Here is a 16545-nt window from a genome sequence, read left to right on the forward strand (position 1 = left end):
CCAGGAATTTGGGCCATCACGACCTTGTGTGGTTGCAATATTAAACCGTATGCCATAGCTAGGCAATGAAGTTTAATAATGCAACCAACTGGAGGCGGACATGAGACTGGCGAACAAGACGGCGTTGATCACCGGCGGCAACAGCGGCATCGGGCTCGCGACAGCAAAGCTGTTCGTGGCGGAGGGCGCCAAGGTCGTCATCACCGGGCGCAACAAGGAGACGCTTGCGGCGGCATCCAGGGAACTCGGGCCGAACGCGCTCGCGGTGGCGGCTGATGCCACCGACGTCGCGGCGCTGGAAGCCGCGGTGAAGCAGGGCGCCGAGAAGTTCGGCAAGTATGACGTTCTGTTCGCCAATGCCGGCATTCCCGGCCAGACGCCAGTGGGCGGCACCACGCTGGCCGCATTCGAGAATGTGATCCGGACCAATCTCACCGGCGTGTTCTTCACGGTGCAGGCGGTCGCGCCGTATCTCAACGACGGCGCGTCGATCATTCTCAACGGCTCGGTGATCTCCGTGCTCGGCAATCCCGGCTACTCGGCCTATGCCGCGAGCAAGGCCGGCGTGCGCGCGATGGCGCGGGTGATGGCGTCAGAATTCTCGCCGCGCAACATCCGCGTCAACGTGGTGGCGCCGGGTGCGGTGCGCACGCCGATCTGGGGCGCGGCGATCGCAACGCCCGAGGCCGAGAAGATCTTCGAGCAGCGGATCGGCAAGACCACGCCGCTCGGTCGGATCGGCGAGCCCGATCACATTTCAAAGACCGTGCTGTTCCTGGCGTCCGACGACGCCGCGCATGTGCAGGGGCAGGAGCTGTTCATCGATGGCGGTGCAACGGCATCACCGGCGGGCGCGCCGATCTATCGCGGATAGAGCCTTTCCGTTCCGATTAAATCGGGCCGGGGCTCTGGTTTTATTCTGACGCGTTTTCTTCACGCGAACCGGTATCCACTTCGCTCGAAAACGCTCTGGTTTGTTTCTCATTGTATCGAACGGCCGGTGTGAAGCGTTTCATACCGGCCGGTTTGGCTTGCGACTATCATCGCGCGGATTGAACCTTTGACGTACTGCCCGGACTCCTGATTGGGCGGGGAGTTTTTCACCACGGAATCATTTGGAGTGCCGCCATGCCGAAAGCAGCCCGCATTTCGACGTCGATCCCGGTTTCGCCCGCATCCGAAAGTTCAGATACGACGCAGTTCGTGACGGTCGCGCTGTTCTCCGGCATCGGCCTGTTGATTTCGCTGGTCGCCGTCATCCTCGGCATACAGGGCGTCTGGTTCTGAGTTCCTCCACCTGAACGGCCTGCCGCCGCCAAGCGACGGCAGGCGCTTTGAATCACATCAGGCTGCGTTCAGGCTGCCGGCGGCCTGCAGCGCGCCCGCCACAGCCTTTTCGCGATGCTCGGGGCCGACCTGGATGCCGTCGGCGGGGATGAACTCGACATTCCTGACGCCGATGAAGCCGAACACGCCGCGCAGGTAGGTCTCGAGGTGCTCGAGCGCGGCCATCGGCGTGTCGGCGCCGTAATAGCCGCCGCGCGAGATCGCGATGATGACGCGCTTGTTGCCGGCCAATCCCTCGACGCCGCCGGTGCCATACTTGAAGGTCTTGCCCGCGACCAGGATGCGGTCGATCCAGGCCTTGAGCTGGCTCGGAATCGTGAAATTGTACATTGGCGCGCCGATCACGACGATGTCGGTGGCGAGGAACTCGTCCAGCACCGCTTGGCCGGTCGCGATGTCGTCGCGCACCGACGGATCCGGCGCCGCGCCTTGGCTGGCGGCGAGGTGCAGGCCGGAGAGGTGGGCGAGCGGGGTCTGGCTGAGGTCGCGGTAGCTGACGACGAGGCCCGGATTGGCCTGGCGCAACCGCTCGACGGCGGCGGCGGAGACCTGGCGGCTGACAGAGTGGGGGCCGAGGACTGAGGAATCGATGTGCAGAAGTTTCATGGCTGAGGCCACCTTTGGTATAGGTTTGTAACTGGCGCTATATGAGTGACCGTCTTAAATCTCCGCAAGAACGCACATTTTTGAAACCCGAGCACACCAATGGAACCCGAGCACATCGATGTAACCGCCGAAGCCGGCCTGCCGCGTGGTCCCGGGACGCATCAGGACTGCCGCGGCGTGGCCTCGGTGCTGTCGCGGGTCGGCGACAAATGGAGCGTGCTGGTCATCATGCTGCTGCGCGATGGACCGCGCCGCTTCAACGAGCTGAAGAGGATGATCAACGGCATCTCGCAGCGCATGCTGACCTTGACGCTGCGCGGCTTGGAGCGCGATGGCCTGGTGACGCGCACGGTGTTTCCGACCATTCCGCCGCGGGTCGACTACGAGCTGACCGATCTCGGGCGCGGACTCGCGGTGCCTGTGATGGCGCTCGGCGAATGGGCGTTCGCGCATCTGCCGGAGATCGAGGGCGCGCGGAACGATTTCGACGCGCGGAATGGCGAAGGCTGAGTTCGGAGCCTTCGCGTTCGGACAAGCAGACCCGTCATCCTGAGAGCCTGCGTAGCAGGCGTCTCGAATGATGCACGGCCACCAGTCGGGCCGTCGATCCTTCGAGACGCGCTGCGCGCTCCTCAGGATGACGGACAGGCGTTTGCGCGAGCGAGATATTCAGCTCGTCAAATCATCGACACCAGCCCGCCGCCGTGGCGTTCGAGCCTGCCGGCGAGCTCGAGCTCGAGCAGCACGGCGCGGACAACGGCCGGCGACACGTCGGCCATCCGGATCAGATCGTCGGGGCTGATCGGGCTCGGCCCGAGCAGATCGATGATGCGGGCGCGATCGCCGCTATCAGTGGCAAAGTCCAGCGGCTCGTCGTCCTCGCGCGCGCCAAGCATCACCGGCCGCTCCATGATCGGCGTCACCGCGCTGATGACGTCGGCGGCTTCGGTGACCAAGGTGGCGCCTTGCTTGATCAGGTCGTTGGCGCCGGCGGCGCGCGGATCGATCGGCGAACCCGGCACGGCGAACACCTCGCGGCCCTGTTCGGCCGTAAGCGGCAAGGAGACCCCGTCTGGCGGAGGGGGTGAACGATCGGCTATCGGCTGCTAAGTTTGTGAGCCGATGTGAGCTTCTATGTCTGCGCCTAGTTCTGGAACTAGAACCTTCCATATGATCGAAGCGGTCGCCGACCGTCTTGAGGGAGCGCCGCGGCAGCTTCGCCGACGCTGGTCGGACGAGTTTAAGGCCCAAGTCGTGATGGAGGCGCTGGAGCCTGGCGCGAGCGTCTCGGCGATCGCCCGCCGGATCGGCATTCACCCGTCGCAGCTGTTCGCCTGGCGCCGTGACGCTCGGGCCGAGCGGCGGCGTTATCGCTCACGGCACTCGAGTTGCGAGGGTGTGGTGGCGCCTGTGGCAGGCGCGGTGATCGAGATTGCCATTGGCGAGGTGATCGTGCGCGCCGGCGTGGACGTCGACGAGGCGCAGTTGCAGCGGGTGATCCGGGCGGTCCGTTCGGCATGATCCCCTCCGGCGTGAAGGTGTTCCTGGCGAGCCATCCAGTCGACTTCCGCAAGGGTATCGATGGCCTTGTTGCGCTGGTGCGCGATGCCGGCTCAGATCCGTTCGACGGTGCGCTTTATGTGTTCCGCGCCAAAAGAGCCGACCGAATAAAGATCGTATGGTGGGATGGCTCCGGCGTGTGCCTCTATTTAAAACGGCTTGAGAAGGCGAGGTTCTGCTGGCCGCGGATCGGGCATCATCGGGTGCAGCTGAATGCTGCGCAGTTGATGGCACTGGTGGATGGGATGGACTGGAAGCGGGTCCGGACCGCGGCGGTCAAGCCGCCGGAGATTGTTGGGTAAAAGCACTGCGGCGAAGTGAATCAGCGGCCTGAAAGGGCAAGAGAACCGGGGCAAAATGTGCTCTGGTCGGGTCAATGACGCCGCCCGATCTCAGCCTCCCGAATGACGTAGAGACGCTGAAAGCCATGGTGCTTGCCATGGCCGAGAAAGCGGCCCGCGCCGATGCTCTGGAGAGCGAAGTCGCCGATCTCAAGGCCCGCAACGCCGATGCCGATGCGCGCATCGAGCGGCTGACGCAAATCCTGAAGGCCTTCGACCGCGCCCGGTTCGGCCGACGATCGGAGAAGCTCGGCTCGGCGAACGGCGACGATGAACAGCAGGCCCTCGTCTTCGAGGAGATCGAGACCGGCATCGCCGCGATCAAGGCCCAGGTCAGCAAGGGCCGTGCGCAGGCGGATGGCAAGCGTGCACCGCGTCGGCGCAAGGGCTTTGCGCCCCATCTGGAACGGATCGAAACCGTCATTGAGCCGGAAGAGCTGGCTGAGCATGCCGGCAAGCAGAAGGTGCTGATCGGCGAGGACGTGTCGGAGCGCCTGGATGTGGTGCCGGCGAAGTTCCGGGTGATCGTCACGCGCCGTCCCAGGTATGCCTTCAAGAACGCGGACGGCGTCATCCAGGCGCCGGCCCCGGCCCATATCATTGAAGGAGGCATTCCGACGGAAGCGCTTCTGGCCCAGATAGCCGTCGCCAAATATGCCGATGGCCTGCCGCTCTACCGGCAGGAGGCTATCTACGCCCGCGATCATGTCGAGCTCGACCGCCAGCTGATGGCGCAATGGATGGGCAAGCTCGGCTTCGAGCTCGAGATCGTGGCCGACTACATCTTCAGCGAGGTCAAGAAGGCCGAACGGGTCTTTGCCGACGAAACCACTTTGCCGACGCTCGCTCCGGGCTCCGGATCGACAAAGACGGCCTACTTATGGGCCTATGCCCGGGATGACCGAACCTTTGGCCGCAGCGGTCCCCCGATGGTGGCTTATCGCTTCGAAGACAGCCGCTCCGGCGAATGCGCGGTCCGCCATCTCAATGGTTATCGCGGCATCCTGCAAGTGGATGGCTATGCCGCCTATAACAAGCTCGCGCGATCCGATCGCGGCAATGATGGCATCACATTGGCTGGCTGCTGGTCACACTGCAGACGCAAGTTCTACGAGCTGCATGTTGCAGGGAGCTCGGAAGTGGCAACGGCGACGGTCGAGCGGATGGCAAGGCTCTGGCAGGTCGAGAAGACCGTGCGCGGTCAAAGCCCCGACGCTCGCGTTGCCGCGCGCCGGCAAGCCTCCGCGGCGATCGTCGCAGATCTCTTCGATCTCTGGCAGCAGACCTTGCGGCGGATCTCCGGCAAATCAAAACTGGCTGAGGCGATCCGCTATGCCGTCTCGCGCCGTGCCATCTTCGAACGCTTCCTGACCGATGGTCGCATCGAGCTCGACTCCAACGTCGTCGAACGCGCCATCAGGCCACTAACAATCACGAGAAAGAATAGCCTCTTCGCTGGCAGCGACGGCGGCGGACGAACCTGGGCGACCATCGCAACGCTGCTGCAGACGGCGAAAATGAACAACGTCGATCCGTTCGCCTGGCTCGCCTTAACACTTCAGCGTATCGCCAACGGCTGGCCGAGCAGCCAAATCGACGCGCTTATGCCATGGAACCACGCAGCCTGACGGCCTCAGCTTGCCGCTTACGTTCGGCCGCCATCCGCGCCGTGATCAGCGAGCCCGAGCGATGCGCGGCCTCGACGATCACGACGCCGAGCGAGGCGCCCGAGATCAAACGGTTGCGACGGGGAAAGTCGCGCGCCCGCGGCACATGGCCGAGCGGCATCTCCGAGATCGCCGCGCCGCGCTCGAGCAGGGCGGCCAGCAGATCCTCGTGCTCCGGCGGATAGATCCTGTCGTGGCCGCCGGCGAGCACGGCGACCGTGCTGCTGGCAACGGTGGCGCGGTGCGCTGCCTGATCGATGCCGCGGGCGAGGCCCGAGATCACGACAAAGCCGGCATCGCCAAGATCGCGCGCCAGGGTGCCTGCAAATTTCAACCCGGCGCCGGAGGCATTGCGGGAGCCGACGATCGCGATCATCGGCCGCGTCAGGGTATCGCGCGCGCCGCGCACGGCAAGCAGCGGCGGCGCGTCGTCGATGGTGGCAAGCCGCGCCGGATAGTGCGCTTCCTCCGGCGCGACGAGATCGATGCCGAATTTGCGGCAGGCCGCGAGCTCGGCGGCGGCGTCGGCCTCGCTGCAGATCCGCCCGGGGCCGGAGGCGCCGCCGCGGCGCGCGAGGTCAGGCAGGCGCTCCAGCGCGTGCGCCGCATCGCCAAAATGGCGGAGCAGCGATGCAAAGGTGCGCGGGCTCGGTATTATGGCGCAAACGCCACAAGCGAATTAACGAATAGCTTCTGGCACAAACTGCATCCGGAGTTCTCCGGACGAGAACAACTTAGTGTTCTCATCAAGAAGTTTGATATGCGCAGTTTGTGCCAGTCTAAATCTCTTCCAAAACCACCTGTTCAAGCTCTAGCGCTGCAACGCACGCAAGAAAGAAGATCGCCGTAAACGATCCGCGCTTGAGCTTCATGGTGATCCCGGCTTCGGTTTCATCCTTGAGGCCATGCTTCTTCAACCGCTTGACCAACTCGGCGTAGGTCACGTCAGCTTTCTTCATTTCCGCCTTGAGGAAGGCACTGGCTCGCTGGCCCCATTCCTCTTCCGCCTTGGGTAGGACCATGGCATCTCCTATCGATTCCGTGAGCTAACAAATATGATAGACCGGCCTTGACTTCCGGTCAAACCCTTCATATCCGTTAGCTATCATATTCGATAGGATGCGGCGATGCGCGGCAGACCGACGAAAGACCCTCACACCCGACCGGCGATCAACACCCTTGAACGGCTCCATATGGAGCTAGGCGGGCAGATACTCGCCAACCGGCAACAGCACGACGCCTTGGCTGAGCAGATGCGGCACGTCGAGGCCGTCATCAAGATGTTGGACCCCAGCTACAACCTGGGGCGGATCGCGGTGAAGCGCCGGAAGCCAAACCCGTGGTTCAAGCGCGGTACCCTCTACAGGCGGGCTCTGGACGTGCTCAGGACGGCCACGGAGCCGATGACCACCACCGAGCTGGCGAAGGCCGTTCTAGCTGCCCGTGGCGTACAGGACGCTTCCGGCGACGACGTGCAGGGCATCGCGCTGGGTATCCAGCACAGCCTCAAAAACCACGAGTGGAAGGCCGTAGAGCGGGTCGGTGAAACTAGTCCGGCGCGCTGGCGATTGTTCACAGATAGGCGGGAGACGGTTTGAGAAACATCCGATTCCGGGTATCTTGGTCCGCACTGATTCGCCGCTCTGAGAGGATGCGGCTCATAAGCTTCAGGGTCTCGCGAGGCCTTGGGGGGAGTGCAGCGGGGCCGGTTGTCTACCGATACCCCGCCGCCAGAACTACCTGAAAGCCAGCCTTCGCAAGAGGCTGGCTTTCGCCATTTAAGCGCCATGCGCTTGCTGAAGTCGACTCTCTCATGATTCGAGATCGGATTCAATGATTTTGTCCGACAATCGGCGGTACAGGTGTCGGACAAAGTGATATAGTTCGGCGGTCATGCCGACAAATCCAAAGGCGGAATGCCGCCTGTCACCGATCAACCACGCCTATCTCGATGATCTTGCCAAGCTCGGCCCCTATGGATCGGGAAAATCCGGGGTCATGCGCCGGTTCATTGAGAACGGCATTAGGGCTGCCTTGGAAGCCAAGGTCATAGCACCTAGGGATGTCGCCGATTTCGGCGCTGTGGGCGAAGATGGCGACGATTGATTAGCTGATTCGACTAGTCGGCGATATGACGCTGCCAGTAGCCAGTGAAGTCCGCCGACTTGCCGCGCTTCAAGGCCAGAGCCGTGATGCGGTTCACCTGATCCACATTTGAGACGCGGCGGTTGTCCTCACGCCATGAGGACTCCTGCGCGTAGCGAAGCAGGTACGCGCCAGCAATATGATGGTGGATACCGATCTCCGCACGCCGCAAACGGCTGAAATACTCCTCAGCCTGATTAGTGCAGGCACCATCCAAGGAGTAAGCTTCTTGGTGGTTGATTCGTTTCATTTCAAAACGTTCGTGTAATCCATCCCAAGAAGCGGCTTCGTCGGCATGAACGACAGTCCCCTTCGCAATGCGGGCACGGATGAAAGCGGCGGCTTGGCTTTCAGAGCCAAACACTGCTGGCACAGAATTGCCGCCGCGCTCGCGGACGACGACGACAACCTTCCGTTTCCCATTCTGATTGCGGGCATATCGGCGGTCGCGGCGGTGTTCTTTCTGGTTTGCTGGCTTTACGTAACCGCCAAAATAACCGCCATCCACCTCAGCCGTTTTGCCCTCGCCGCCGATGACGCGGCCCTTCAACTCATCCGCCATTGCCTCGCGCAGTTTGTGTAGCAGGACGAAAGCGGACTTGTAGGACAGGCCCAGGTCCCGGCTGAGCACCAGCGCGGACTTGCCCTTCACCTCGTTGCAGAACACTGCAATGGCAGCCAGATAGCCGCGCAGGGGAAGCTTGTGGCTGGCGAACAGCGTGCCGCTGGTGATGGTGAAGTCCTTCTTGCAGCCCTTGCAGCGGAAGCGCAGGGAGCCGTTCGGACGGCGGGCTTCGTAAGCCTCTACAGAGCCGCAGGAGGGGCACACGGGAGCGCCCTCGGTAGAAGCCCAACGGATGGCCTTGAAGGCCGTCTCGGCTTCCGCGTCAGTCATGCGGAAGACCTGAGCTAAGCTGAGGGTCTTTGCCGCTTTGCTGAGGAGGAAGTGTTGGGACACAGCCGCTACCTAACGAATACGATAGGTAACGAATATGATAGGTTTGGCTTTAGGTCAAGAAATCTATCGTTTTCGTTAGGTCACGAATTCGTTAGATGGAGCACAAAATTAGCTCTCAGGTGTATTGCCGACCTGAGACCCGAGGAGGTAGTATTTCAAGATATTGCAGAACCATGAGTTTTTATGATCCGCTGGATTCGGTCGTATATCGATCAGATTGTCCTCGCCTGTTTCGCTCTGTGGCTTGCCGGATTCGTCTATCAAGTCGGGCGCTCAACGGAGCATCAGGAATATCGAAAAAAGGTCGAAGCGGCCAATAAGGCCGAATATGGCGTACAGCACCAAGCACATTCCGGTGACGTGTCCCCGGCGCCAAATCACCCACCCGAGCCAAAGGCAGGCGACGGAGGCCACGAAGCTCCAGAGGTAACGTTTCTCTCCCTGAAGCTGGGGGAGGCCCTGTTGGCCTTTGTTACTGTATGGCTGGTTCTCGTAACTAAGGCTTTGGTGGACCAAACTAGAGAGTTGGTGACCGGCGCAGAGGCTACTGCAAGACGGCAATTGCGGGCCTATTTGGTTGTCGAGGCAGATACTCTTGAAAATTTCGAGGCCGGAAAGATTACGTGCGGTCGCTTCAATATCCGCGACGTCGGACAGACGCCAGCGCACGAGGTCGTAATGGCAACGGGGGTAGTAATTGTCCCTCGCGGCTATATCCCAACATTTCCAGCCCCTCCCTCCACAATCCTTCGTGCCGAGAAAAACGCTAGGAGTGCTTACTTCGGTGGCGACCAAATCATTCACACCAAAAAAGATGCTCTTCGGCCATTTGATCAGAACGAGATAGACGATGTTCTCGCCGACCGAAGTCGCGTCTGTGTGGGGGGACGGGTCTATTACAAGGACATTTTCGGGTACGAGTGGCACACAGATTTCGTGTTCGCGTATTCCGGACCAGAGACGCGGACCATGATCCCGGAGCAGTACCAGACTGGCAACAACGCCACCTAAAAGGATTGCGGCCCAAGCCGCGCGCCGCCACACGGCGCTTCTCCTAGTCACGGATGCCTCCGTGATCTAGGAACCGGCCTCGAATTCGGCTTGTGGCGTTTGCGCCATAATACCGCGCGGGCCGACATTGTCGGAGCGGATCAGCCGCAGGCGGTTGAGCCGTTCGGTGTCGGTGAGTTTTGGAGGGCTGGGCGAGCGGTCATGCATACGGGGCCCAGCTTCGCCCAACCTGAGATTGTGATCACCTGCGACATTGGCGCAGCCGCGCGCGACGCGCTAAAAGCGCTTGGCAAGAAGCCGCCAAAAACCGTCAAGAAACAGGAAGTCCGCCGATGATTTCGCTTGCCGATCTCCAACGCCGCATCGCCTCCGGCGAATTGTCCACCGATGTCGCCATCACGCAGACGCGAGACGCGATCGCGGCGCAGGACAAGACTATCGGCGCCTTCGTCCGCCTCGACGAGACGGCGCGTGGGCAACAGGCCGGGCCGCTGCGTGGAATTGCAGTCGGCATCAAGGACATCATCGATACCGCTGACCTCCCGACCGAGATGGGCGCCGCGATCTATCGCGGGCATCGGCCGCGCGCCGACGCTCCGGTCGTGATGGCGCTGAAGCAGGCCGGCGCCACCATCATCGGCAAGACCACGACGACGGCATTCGCGGCGAACGATCCGACCGCAACGCTCAATCCGCACAATCACGCGCACACGCCGGGCGGCTCGTCGTCGGGCTCGGCCGCCGCGGTCGCCGCCGGGATGATCCCGCTGGCGCTCGGCACGCAGACCGGCGGCTCGGTGATCCGGCCGGCCTCGTTCTGCGGCGTCGCCGCGATCAAGCCGAGCTACCGGCTGCTGCCGACCGTCGGCGTGAAATGCTTCTCCTGGACGCTCGATACCGTCGGGCTGTTCGGCGCCGGCGTGCGCGACGTCGCGCTGGGGCTCGCTGCGATGACGAAGCGGCCCGAGCTGGTGGTGCCGTCGAAGGTTTCCGCGCCGCGCATCGGCGTTGTCACGCAGGCCTTCGCCGGCGCGCCTGAACCTTCCGGCGCGGAGGCGTTGCAGAAGGCCGCGCGTGCGGCGGAGCAGGCCGGTGCGACCGTGCGCGAACTCGCGATGCCCGAGGTCGTCGCGGAGGCGTGGCGGATCCATCCGGTGGTGCAGGAGTTCGAGGCGCATCAGTCGTTCGCCTGGGAATACGGCCAGAACTACGATGCGATGCCGCCGCTGCTGCGCGGCCGGCTCGACGAGAGCAAGGGTGGCACGCCGGCGGAATACGACGCGGCGATGGACGTCACGCTGCGCGCACGGCAGGCGCTGGCTGCTGTTCTCACCGAGGTCGACGTGCTCGTGACGCTGTCGGCACCGGGCGCGGCACCCGAGGGTTTGGCGTCGACCGGCGATCCCCGTTACAACCGGCTCTGGACCTTGTTGGGCGTGCCCTGCGTCAACGTGCCGACGCTGACCGCCGAGGGCGGATTGCCGGTCGGCGTGACCGTGATCGCGGGTTTTGGCAATGATGCCAAAGCGCTGGCGGCCGCGAGCTTTGTCGAGGACGCGCTGAAGCGGTAGGCTTGGTCATTCCGGGGCGATGCGCCGCATCAACCCGGAATCTCGCCCCACAACTTCTGGATTCCCCGGTGCGCAATTGCGCACCTGAGGTTCATCGTTGCGCGATGCCCCGGAATGACATACGTCACTTCCGCTCGCCGATCTTGCCCTCGGTACCGGCCTGCAGGCGCTGGATGTTCTCGCGGTGCATGTAGAGCAGCAGCAGCGTCAGCACGGCGAACAGCGAGGCGAGCGCGTTATGGCCGAACCACCACAGGAACAGCGGCGTCACGAACGCGGCGATCAGCGCCGACAGCGACGAGTAGCGCGTGGTGTAGGCGGTGCCGAGCCAGATCACGGCGAAGATCAGCGCCGCCGGCCAGAACAGGCCGAGCAGCACGCCGAGATAGGTCGCGACACCCTTGCCGCCGCGAAACTTGAGCCAGACCGGGAAGAGGTGGCCGAGGAAAGCCCCCAGCGCCGCCAGCATCGCCGCGTTCGGGCCGTCGATGGTGCCGGCGATGATGACGGCGACGGTGCCCTTCAACATGTCGCCGAGCAGCGTCGCCGCGGCGAGGCCCTTGCGGCCGGTGCGCAGCACATTGGTGGCGCCGATATTGCCCGAGCCGACCGTGCGCAGATCCTGCGTGCCGGCCATCCTGGTCAGCACCATGCCGAACGGGATCGAGCCCAGCAGGTAGCCGATCAGGAAGGCGAGCGGCAGCAGCCCATCAGCAGACATCGCAGTGGTTCCCTGGAGCGGTCCGGCCCGAACGGGGCAGTGCCGTCAATGAAATATTAACCATAAATCCGCACCATGGCCTTGGTAATGAGGGAGCTTATCATGGCTTCTGTTCGCAGGCGGCTGGAGCAGTTTTTCTTTGTCGTTTACGTCGCGGCCATCGTCGTTGGCACAACGATGGAAGCGATGTCGCAACTCGCGTCGCGCTAAGTTCCACCCCAGTTTCAGACGTGCTCGTAAACGGTCCGTCCGCCGACGATCGTCCGCGTCACGCGGCCCGAGAAGCGGGCGTCGTCGAACGGCGTGTTCTTGCACAGTGATTTGAGATCGTCGCGGTCGAGGACCCAGGGCGTGTCGGCGTCGATCACGATGACGTCGGCCGGCGCGCCCGCGCGCAGCGTGCCGCCGGGCAGGCCGAGCAGCTCCGCCGGCCGTGTCGACATCGCCCGGATCAGCGTCTTGAAGTCCATCTCGCCATTGTGGATCAGCCGCAGCGCCGCCGGCAGCATGGTCTGCAGGCCGACTGCGCCGCTCGCCGCTTCCGCGAACGGCAGCCGCTTGACCTCGACGTCCTGCGGATTGTGGTCGCTCATCACGACGTCGATCAGCCCGGAGGCCAGCGCCGCGACCAGCGCCTTGCGGTCCTCCTCGGTGCGCAGCGGCGGGGCCAGCTTGAGGAAGGTGCGGTAGGGGCCGATGTCGTTCTCGTTCAGCGTCACGTGATTGATCGAGACCGAGGCCGAGACATTGTGGCCGGCGTCGCGGGCGCGCTTGAGGATCTCCAGCGACTCGATCGAGGTCAGCGAGGCTGCGTGATAGCGCCCGCCGGTCAAGCCTGCGAGCCGCATGTCGCGTTCGAGCATGATCGACTCGGCCGCGGTGGGAATGCCGGCGAGGCCGAGCCTTGTGGCGAATTCGCCCTCGTTCATCACGCCTTCGCCCACCAGATTCGGATCCTCGGTGTGATGCACGATCAGCGCGTCGAAATCGCGGGCATAGGTCAGCGCGCGCCGCATCACCTGCGCGTTGGTGACGCTGCGGTCGCCGTCGGTGAAGGCGACGGCGCCGGCGGCCTTGAGCAGGCCGATCTCGGTCATCTCCTGGCCCTGCATGCCCTTGGTCAGCGCCGCCATCGGATGGATGTTGACGATCGCGGTGTCGCGGGCCCGGCGCAGCACGAAGTCGACGGTCGCCGAATTGTCGATCACCGGCGAGGTGTCGGGCTGGCAGATGATGGTGGTGATGCCGCCGGCCGCGGCGGCCTGGCTGGCGGAGGCGAAAGTCTCGCGGTGGCTGGCGCCGGGCTCGCCGACAAAGGCGCGCATGTCGATCAGGCCGGGGGCCACGATCTTGCCGGCGCAATTGACGATGTCGGTGCCTTCGGGGACGCCGGCGGCGCCGATGCCGCGCTTGGCGTCACGGATCACGCCGTCGGCAATCAGGACATCGCCCGGACCGTCGAAATCGCGCGACGGATCGATGACGCGGGCGTTGGCGAGCAGGATGGGGCGGCGGTCGGTCAGCATCGGTCTCACGCGTTCGGCAGGTTGCGGGCGAGCGCTTCCAGCACCGCCATGCGCACTGCCACACCCATTTCAACTTGTTCACGGATCAGCGACTGCGCGCCGTCGGCGACGAAGGTGTCGATCTCGACACCGCGGTTCATCGGACCGGGATGCATCACCAGCGCATCCGGCTTGGCATAGCCGAGCTTCTTCTGGTCGAGGCCGAAATAGTGGAAATACTCGCCCGACGACGGCACGAAGGAGCCGTTCATGCGCTCACGCTGCAGCCGCAGCATCATCACGATGTCGGCGCCGTTCAGCCCCTCGCGCATGTCGCGCGCGACCTCGACGCCCATCCGCTCGATGCCGGGCGGCAGCAGCGTGGAGGGGGCCACCACGCGGACGCGCGCGCCCATGGTGTTGAGCAGGAAGATGTTGGAGCGCGCCACGCGCGAATGCAGCACGTCGCCGCAGATCGCGATCGTCAGCCCCTCGAGCCGGCCCTTGTTGCGGCGGATCGTCAGGGCGTCGAGCAGCGCCTGGGTCGGGTGCTCGTGGCTGCCGTCGCCGGCGTTGATCACGGAACCGTCAACCTTGCGCGCAAGAAGCTCGACCGCGCCGGAGGCGTGGTGGCGTACCACGAGAATGTCCGGGTGCATCGCGTTCAGTGTCACCGCGGTGTCCATCAAGGTCTCGCCCTTGCGGGTCGACATCGATGACACCGACATGTTCATGACGTCGGCGCCCAGGCGTTTTCCGGCGATCTCGAACGAGGACTGGGTCCGGGTCGAGGCCTCGAAGAACAGATTGACCTGGGTACGGCCGCGCAGGCTGGCGCGCTTCTTGTCGACCTGGCGGTTGAGCTCGACATACTCCTCGGAGAGGTCGAGCAGGCCCGTGATGTCGTCAGCGGAAAGGCCCTCGATGCCCAGCAGATGCCGGTGACCGAGGACAAAAGTCGATTTCAATGATGGGGTCATTAAAGCGAGAGCTATAGGCGCGGATGGCCGGTGGGGCAAGCGCGAAGAGGGCTCGCGGGAGTTTTCCCCGAGTAAGATATCGCCGCCTTCCCGGCGGTCCTGCCGGGGCTCGCCGCGGGACATCCGCGCCTTGCTTTTGCGGGGGTTTCCGGAACAAGACGTGGATGGCGGGGCACAGGCGGAGCGGCAGCGACGCCGTCCTCCTGACGGGCTATACCCGGCCGTGACGCCGGAGCGAGACCTCGTGAAAATTGTCGTGATCGCATGGATGGCCATCGCATGGATCCCGGGGGCGATCTCGCCTGCCTTCGCTCAGAACTTGCCCGGCGACTTCGCGTTCCTTCGCGACATCGATCCGACCATCATCCAGGACATCCGCTACGCCGGCGCGAACAATTTCATGGGGCGGCCGATCGCGGGCTATGGCGCGGCGGAATGCGTGGTGAAGCGGGAGGTCGGGCTCAGGCTCAAGGCCGTGCAACAGGAACTGGCCCGGCAAAGACTGTCGCTGAAGATGTTCGATTGCTACCGGCCGGCCCGCGCTGTCGCCGACATGGTGGCGTGGTCGAAGAACGGCACCGAGACCGCCGCCGAGCGGCGCTACAACCCGGCCTTTTCGAAGACGGACCTGTTCCGCCTCGGCTACATCGCCACCCATTCGGGCCATTCGACCGGGGCCGCGGTCGATCTCACGCTGGTCGATCTTGGCGCCGACAATTCGCGCAAGTTCGATCCGGCCAGGGACTATGCCGACTGCACCGCGCCGGCCGCCACGCGCGCTCCGGAGGGCAGCGTCGACATGGGCACCGGTTACGATTGTTCCGACCTGAAGGCCCACACCGCGACGGGCTCGATCACGCCTGCGCAGAGGCGCTGGCGCGCCATGCTGGTCGCGGCGATGGCCCGGCAGGGGTTCGCGAACTATGCCAAGGAATGGTGGCACTTTTCGCTGCCGGGGGCAGGCCGGCCGGCCTACGACTTCCCGATCGTCCGGGCGCGGTAGCGCGTTTTCGAGAAGTGGACGCCGGTTCGCGTGAAGAAAACGCCTCAGAACAAGAGACTGGAGCTTCGATTCTGTTTCAATCAGAGCCGAAACTCTAGGGCAGGATTTTCCTCAAATCCGAAGTATTTTCGCAAGACGACGCTTGCCATTGCAAAAGTAGCTGAGCGACCTTTCAACACTCCTTAATTGTGGCCGTATGAAGTGCCGGCAACACGGGAGCATGCAGCATGCGTTTCGCAGCCATTGCAATTGTTGTCGTCGGCGTCTTGATCTATGATCGACACGACAAGAGCGCGAATTATCAGCGCGTCGATGCCCGCATCAGCGGCGTCAGCGAGCAATGCTATCTGGAAAAGGTCGAGCGCGGGGTCATCACCAAGACGACATCGACCTCCGATCTGACCCGCTTCGAGATTGCCGAGCTGCTGCGCAAGGAGCATCCCAAGTGGCAGGGCTATGACGTGAAGCACAAGATCGAGGTGAAGGTCGTCTATGTCTCGCCGGTCGACGGGGCCACCCACCAGTCGAGCCTGCAGATGTTCTATTTCCCCAATGGCAAGCCGCTGCGCGCCGGGGACGTGTTTCCTGTCCTCGCCTCCAAGACCAAGGCGGACAAGACGCGTTCGATCTGACCGACGCGGTTCGACAGGACGGAAGCACAACCATGCGCCTTGGCCTCTACGCTATGATCGCTGTCGCCGTCGCGAGCTTCTATGTCTATAGCGAGCTCGACAAGCGGCTGAACTTCCGGCCGATCGACGCGCGCGTCAGCAGCGTCAAGGAACAATGCTACATGGAGAAGACCGAGGGGTCGCGGAGCTCGACCTCCGATCTGTTGCCGTGCGAGCTTACCGAGCTGCTGGCACGCCATCATCCGAAATGGCAGGGCGCCGACATCAAGCACAAGATCGAGATCCGGTTTGCCTACATCTCGCCGGTGGACGGCGCCGCGCATGAGTCCAACCTGCAGTTGGCGGCCTATCCCGATAACCGGCAATTGAGCAGCGGCGACATTTTTCCTGTCCAGGCTTCCAGGAAGGAGGCGAACCGGACCCGCGTCAATGACCGGGTCGACCGCTGGCTCGGCCGCCATGCGCCCAAGCATGGCAGCATCTGAACGCGATGAGCTT

20 protein-coding genes and 2 pseudogenes are annotated in these 16545 nt (G+C 63.5%); 13 read left to right on the plus strand and 9 right to left on the minus strand.

Annotated features, from left to right (window positions below):
• Positions 1–100 precede the first annotated feature (100 nt).
• Both J2R80_RS26245 and J2R80_RS26250 read left to right on the plus strand, forming a co-directional pair.
• Positions 101–874, plus strand: a complete 774-nt coding sequence (locus tag J2R80_RS26245) for an SDR family NAD(P)-dependent oxidoreductase (RefSeq protein ID WP_057020793.1) — start codon at positions 101–103, stop codon at positions 872–874.
• Positions 875–1128: 254 nt separating this feature from the next.
• The gene (locus J2R80_RS26250) at positions 1129–1287 is read left to right on the plus strand and encodes a hypothetical protein (protein ID WP_092078167.1); all 159 of its coding nucleotides are present in this window, start codon (positions 1129–1131) and stop codon (positions 1285–1287) included.
• Positions 1288–1344: 57 nt separating this feature from the next.
• Here the strand turns inward: J2R80_RS26250 and J2R80_RS26255 are convergent, their stop codons facing one another.
• Positions 1345–1953: an FMN-dependent NADH-azoreductase gene (locus J2R80_RS26255; RefSeq protein WP_253639709.1), complete on the minus strand. Its 609-nt coding sequence runs from the start codon at positions 1951–1953 to the stop codon at positions 1345–1347.
• Positions 1954–2052: 99 nt separating this feature from the next.
• Here J2R80_RS26255 and J2R80_RS26260 point away from each other — a divergent pair, with 99 nt between their 5' ends.
• On the plus strand, positions 2053–2463 hold the full coding sequence (locus tag J2R80_RS26260; RefSeq protein WP_253639710.1) for a helix-turn-helix domain-containing protein: 411 nt from the start codon (positions 2053–2055) through the stop codon (positions 2461–2463).
• Between the two features lie 167 nt (positions 2464–2630).
• On the opposite strand, the pseudogene J2R80_RS26265 reads toward J2R80_RS26260, so the two are convergent.
• A pseudogene (locus tag J2R80_RS26265) lies at positions 2631–3005 on the minus strand (DNA-protecting protein DprA); the annotation flags it as partial.
• 118 nt (positions 3006–3123) lie between these two features.
• Between J2R80_RS26265 and J2R80_RS26270 the strand changes: the two are divergent.
• The 3 genes from J2R80_RS26270 (at position 3124) to J2R80_RS26280 (ending at position 5482) form a co-directional block, all read left to right on the plus strand.
• Entirely contained in the window at positions 3124–3474 is a 351-nt protein-coding gene (locus tag J2R80_RS26270) for a transposase (RefSeq protein WP_253606702.1), read from the plus strand.
• A complete protein-coding gene (gene tnpB / locus J2R80_RS26275) occupies positions 3471–3815 on the plus strand; it encodes an IS66 family insertion sequence element accessory protein TnpB (RefSeq protein ID WP_027583889.1) in 345 nt (114 codons plus the stop codon). The genes J2R80_RS26270 and tnpB overlap by 4 nt, the downstream gene beginning before the upstream one ends.
• Before the next feature lie 74 nt (positions 3816–3889).
• Positions 3890–5482, plus strand: coding sequence for an IS66 family transposase (locus tag J2R80_RS26280; RefSeq protein ID WP_253604517.1), 1593 nt, complete (start codon positions 3890–3892; stop codon positions 5480–5482).
• Here J2R80_RS26280 and J2R80_RS26285 read toward each other — a convergent pair.
• Positions 5481–6167: pseudogene (locus tag J2R80_RS26285) on the minus strand (DNA-processing protein DprA); the annotation flags it as partial. The gene J2R80_RS26280 and the pseudogene J2R80_RS26285 overlap by 2 nt on opposite strands.
• 133 nt (positions 6168–6300) lie before the next feature.
• Positions 6301–6543 carry a DUF6471 domain-containing protein gene (locus tag J2R80_RS26290; protein ID WP_224497342.1) on the minus strand — a complete coding sequence of 81 codons (243 nt, stop codon included), beginning with the start codon at positions 6541–6543 and terminating at the stop codon, positions 6301–6303.
• A 105-nt stretch (positions 6544–6648) separates the two neighbouring features.
• On the opposite strand from J2R80_RS26290, the gene J2R80_RS26295 reads away from it, so the two are divergent.
• Positions 6649–7119, plus strand: a complete 471-nt coding sequence (locus J2R80_RS26295) for a hypothetical protein (protein WP_253639711.1) — start codon at positions 6649–6651, stop codon at positions 7117–7119.
• A gap of 295 nt (positions 7120–7414) precedes the next feature.
• Entirely contained in the window at positions 7415–7627 is a 213-nt protein-coding gene (locus tag J2R80_RS26300) for a hypothetical protein (protein WP_229162662.1), read from the plus strand.
• Positions 7628–7640: 13 nt separating this feature from the next.
• Here the strand turns inward: J2R80_RS26300 and J2R80_RS26305 are convergent, their stop codons facing one another.
• Positions 7641–8624 carry an IS1595 family transposase gene (locus J2R80_RS26305; RefSeq protein WP_253639712.1) on the minus strand — a complete coding sequence of 328 codons (984 nt, stop codon included), beginning with the start codon at positions 8622–8624 and terminating at the stop codon, positions 7641–7643.
• 183 nt (positions 8625–8807) lie between these two features.
• Here J2R80_RS26305 and J2R80_RS26310 point away from each other — a divergent pair, with 183 nt between their 5' ends.
• A complete protein-coding gene (locus tag J2R80_RS26310) occupies positions 8808–9635 on the plus strand; it encodes a hypothetical protein (RefSeq protein ID WP_253639713.1) in 828 nt (275 codons plus the stop codon).
• A 66-nt stretch (positions 9636–9701) separates the two neighbouring features.
• Here the strand turns inward: J2R80_RS26310 and J2R80_RS26315 are convergent, their stop codons facing one another.
• Entirely contained in the window at positions 9702–9842 is a 141-nt protein-coding gene (locus J2R80_RS26315; RefSeq protein WP_253639714.1) for a hypothetical protein, read from the minus strand.
• Positions 9843–9967: 125 nt separating this feature from the next.
• Between J2R80_RS26315 and J2R80_RS26320 the strand changes: the two genes are divergently transcribed.
• Positions 9968–11206 (plus strand): amidase, encoded by a 1239-nt coding sequence (locus J2R80_RS26320; RefSeq protein WP_253639715.1) that lies wholly within the window; start codon positions 9968–9970, stop codon positions 11204–11206.
• A 124-nt stretch (positions 11207–11330) separates the two neighbouring features.
• On the opposite strand, the gene plsY is transcribed toward J2R80_RS26320, so the two are convergent.
• From plsY to J2R80_RS26335, 3 genes are all read right to left on the minus strand, one after another.
• A complete protein-coding gene (gene plsY, locus J2R80_RS26325; protein WP_253639716.1) occupies positions 11331–11927 on the minus strand; it encodes a glycerol-3-phosphate 1-O-acyltransferase PlsY in 597 nt (198 codons plus the stop codon).
• Positions 11928–12151: 224 nt separating this feature from the next.
• Complete coding sequence (locus J2R80_RS26330) at positions 12152–13453, minus strand: dihydroorotase (RefSeq protein ID WP_141341912.1); 1302 nt, start codon at positions 13451–13453, stop codon at positions 12152–12154.
• A gap of 5 nt (positions 13454–13458) precedes the next feature.
• Positions 13459–14412 (minus strand): aspartate carbamoyltransferase catalytic subunit, encoded by a 954-nt coding sequence (locus J2R80_RS26335; RefSeq protein ID WP_026192854.1) that lies wholly within the window; start codon positions 14410–14412, stop codon positions 13459–13461.
• 268 nt (positions 14413–14680) lie between these two features.
• Here J2R80_RS26335 and J2R80_RS26340 point away from each other — a divergent pair, with 268 nt between their 5' ends.
• The 3 genes from J2R80_RS26340 to J2R80_RS26350 all read left to right on the plus strand — a co-directional run bounded on the left by J2R80_RS26340 (position 14681) and on the right by J2R80_RS26350 (position 16532).
• Positions 14681–15415, plus strand: a complete 735-nt coding sequence (locus tag J2R80_RS26340) for a M15 family metallopeptidase (protein WP_253639717.1) — start codon at positions 14681–14683, stop codon at positions 15413–15415.
• A gap of 227 nt (positions 15416–15642) precedes the next feature.
• Positions 15643–16047: a hypothetical protein gene (locus J2R80_RS26345; protein ID WP_253639718.1), complete on the plus strand. Its 405-nt coding sequence runs from the start codon at positions 15643–15645 to the stop codon at positions 16045–16047.
• Between the two features lie 32 nt (positions 16048–16079).
• Positions 16080–16532 (plus strand): hypothetical protein, encoded by a 453-nt coding sequence (locus J2R80_RS26350; protein WP_253639719.1) that lies wholly within the window; start codon positions 16080–16082, stop codon positions 16530–16532.
• The last annotated feature ends 13 nt before the right edge of the window (positions 16533–16545 follow it).

The organism is Bradyrhizobium sp. USDA 4541 (genome assembly GCF_024171085.1).
Lineage (GTDB): Bacteria > Pseudomonadota > Alphaproteobacteria > Rhizobiales > Xanthobacteraceae > Bradyrhizobium > Bradyrhizobium australafricanum.

Excerpts from the sequence above, each read along its gene's own strand:
- J2R80_RS26315 (WP_253639714.1), bottom strand. The coding sequence starts at position 9,842 with ATGCATGACCGCTCGCCCAGCCCTCCAAAACTCACCGACACCGAACGG.
- J2R80_RS26270 (WP_253606702.1), top strand. The coding sequence starts at position 3,124 with ATGATCGAAGCGGTCGCCGACCGTCTTGAGGGAGCGCCGCGGCAGCTT.
- J2R80_RS26340 (WP_253639717.1), top strand. The coding sequence starts at position 14,681 with ATGGCCATCGCATGGATCCCGGGGGCGATCTCGCCTGCCTTCGCTCAG.
- J2R80_RS26290 (WP_224497342.1), bottom strand. The coding sequence starts at position 6,543 with ATGGTCCTACCCAAGGCGGAAGAGGAATGGGGCCAGCGAGCCAGTGCC.
- J2R80_RS26350 (WP_253639719.1), top strand. The coding sequence starts at position 16,080 with ATGCGCCTTGGCCTCTACGCTATGATCGCTGTCGCCGTCGCGAGCTTC.
- J2R80_RS26310 (WP_253639713.1), top strand. The coding sequence starts at position 8,808 with ATGATCCGCTGGATTCGGTCGTATATCGATCAGATTGTCCTCGCCTGT.
- plsY (WP_253639716.1), bottom strand. The coding sequence starts at position 11,927 with ATGTCTGCTGATGGGCTGCTGCCGCTCGCCTTCCTGATCGGCTACCTG.
- J2R80_RS26245 (WP_057020793.1), top strand. The coding sequence starts at position 101 with ATGAGACTGGCGAACAAGACGGCGTTGATCACCGGCGGCAACAGCGGC.
- tnpB (WP_027583889.1), top strand. The coding sequence starts at position 3,471 with ATGATCCCCTCCGGCGTGAAGGTGTTCCTGGCGAGCCATCCAGTCGAC.
- J2R80_RS26295 (WP_253639711.1), top strand. The coding sequence starts at position 6,649 with ATGCGCGGCAGACCGACGAAAGACCCTCACACCCGACCGGCGATCAAC.
- J2R80_RS26330 (WP_141341912.1), bottom strand. The coding sequence starts at position 13,453 with ATGCTGACCGACCGCCGCCCCATCCTGCTCGCCAACGCCCGCGTCATC.
- J2R80_RS26260 (WP_253639710.1), top strand. The coding sequence starts at position 2,053 with ATGGAACCCGAGCACATCGATGTAACCGCCGAAGCCGGCCTGCCGCGT.
- J2R80_RS26345 (WP_253639718.1), top strand. The coding sequence starts at position 15,643 with ATGCGTTTCGCAGCCATTGCAATTGTTGTCGTCGGCGTCTTGATCTAT.
- J2R80_RS26255 (WP_253639709.1), bottom strand. The coding sequence starts at position 1,953 with ATGAAACTTCTGCACATCGATTCCTCAGTCCTCGGCCCCCACTCTGTC.
- J2R80_RS26320 (WP_253639715.1), top strand. The coding sequence starts at position 9,968 with ATGATTTCGCTTGCCGATCTCCAACGCCGCATCGCCTCCGGCGAATTG.
- J2R80_RS26280 (WP_253604517.1), top strand. The coding sequence starts at position 3,890 with ATGACGCCGCCCGATCTCAGCCTCCCGAATGACGTAGAGACGCTGAAA.
- J2R80_RS26250 (WP_092078167.1), top strand. The coding sequence starts at position 1,129 with ATGCCGAAAGCAGCCCGCATTTCGACGTCGATCCCGGTTTCGCCCGCA.
- J2R80_RS26335 (WP_026192854.1), bottom strand. The coding sequence starts at position 14,412 with ATGACCCCATCATTGAAATCGACTTTTGTCCTCGGTCACCGGCATCTG.
- J2R80_RS26300 (WP_229162662.1), top strand. The coding sequence starts at position 7,415 with ATGCCGACAAATCCAAAGGCGGAATGCCGCCTGTCACCGATCAACCAC.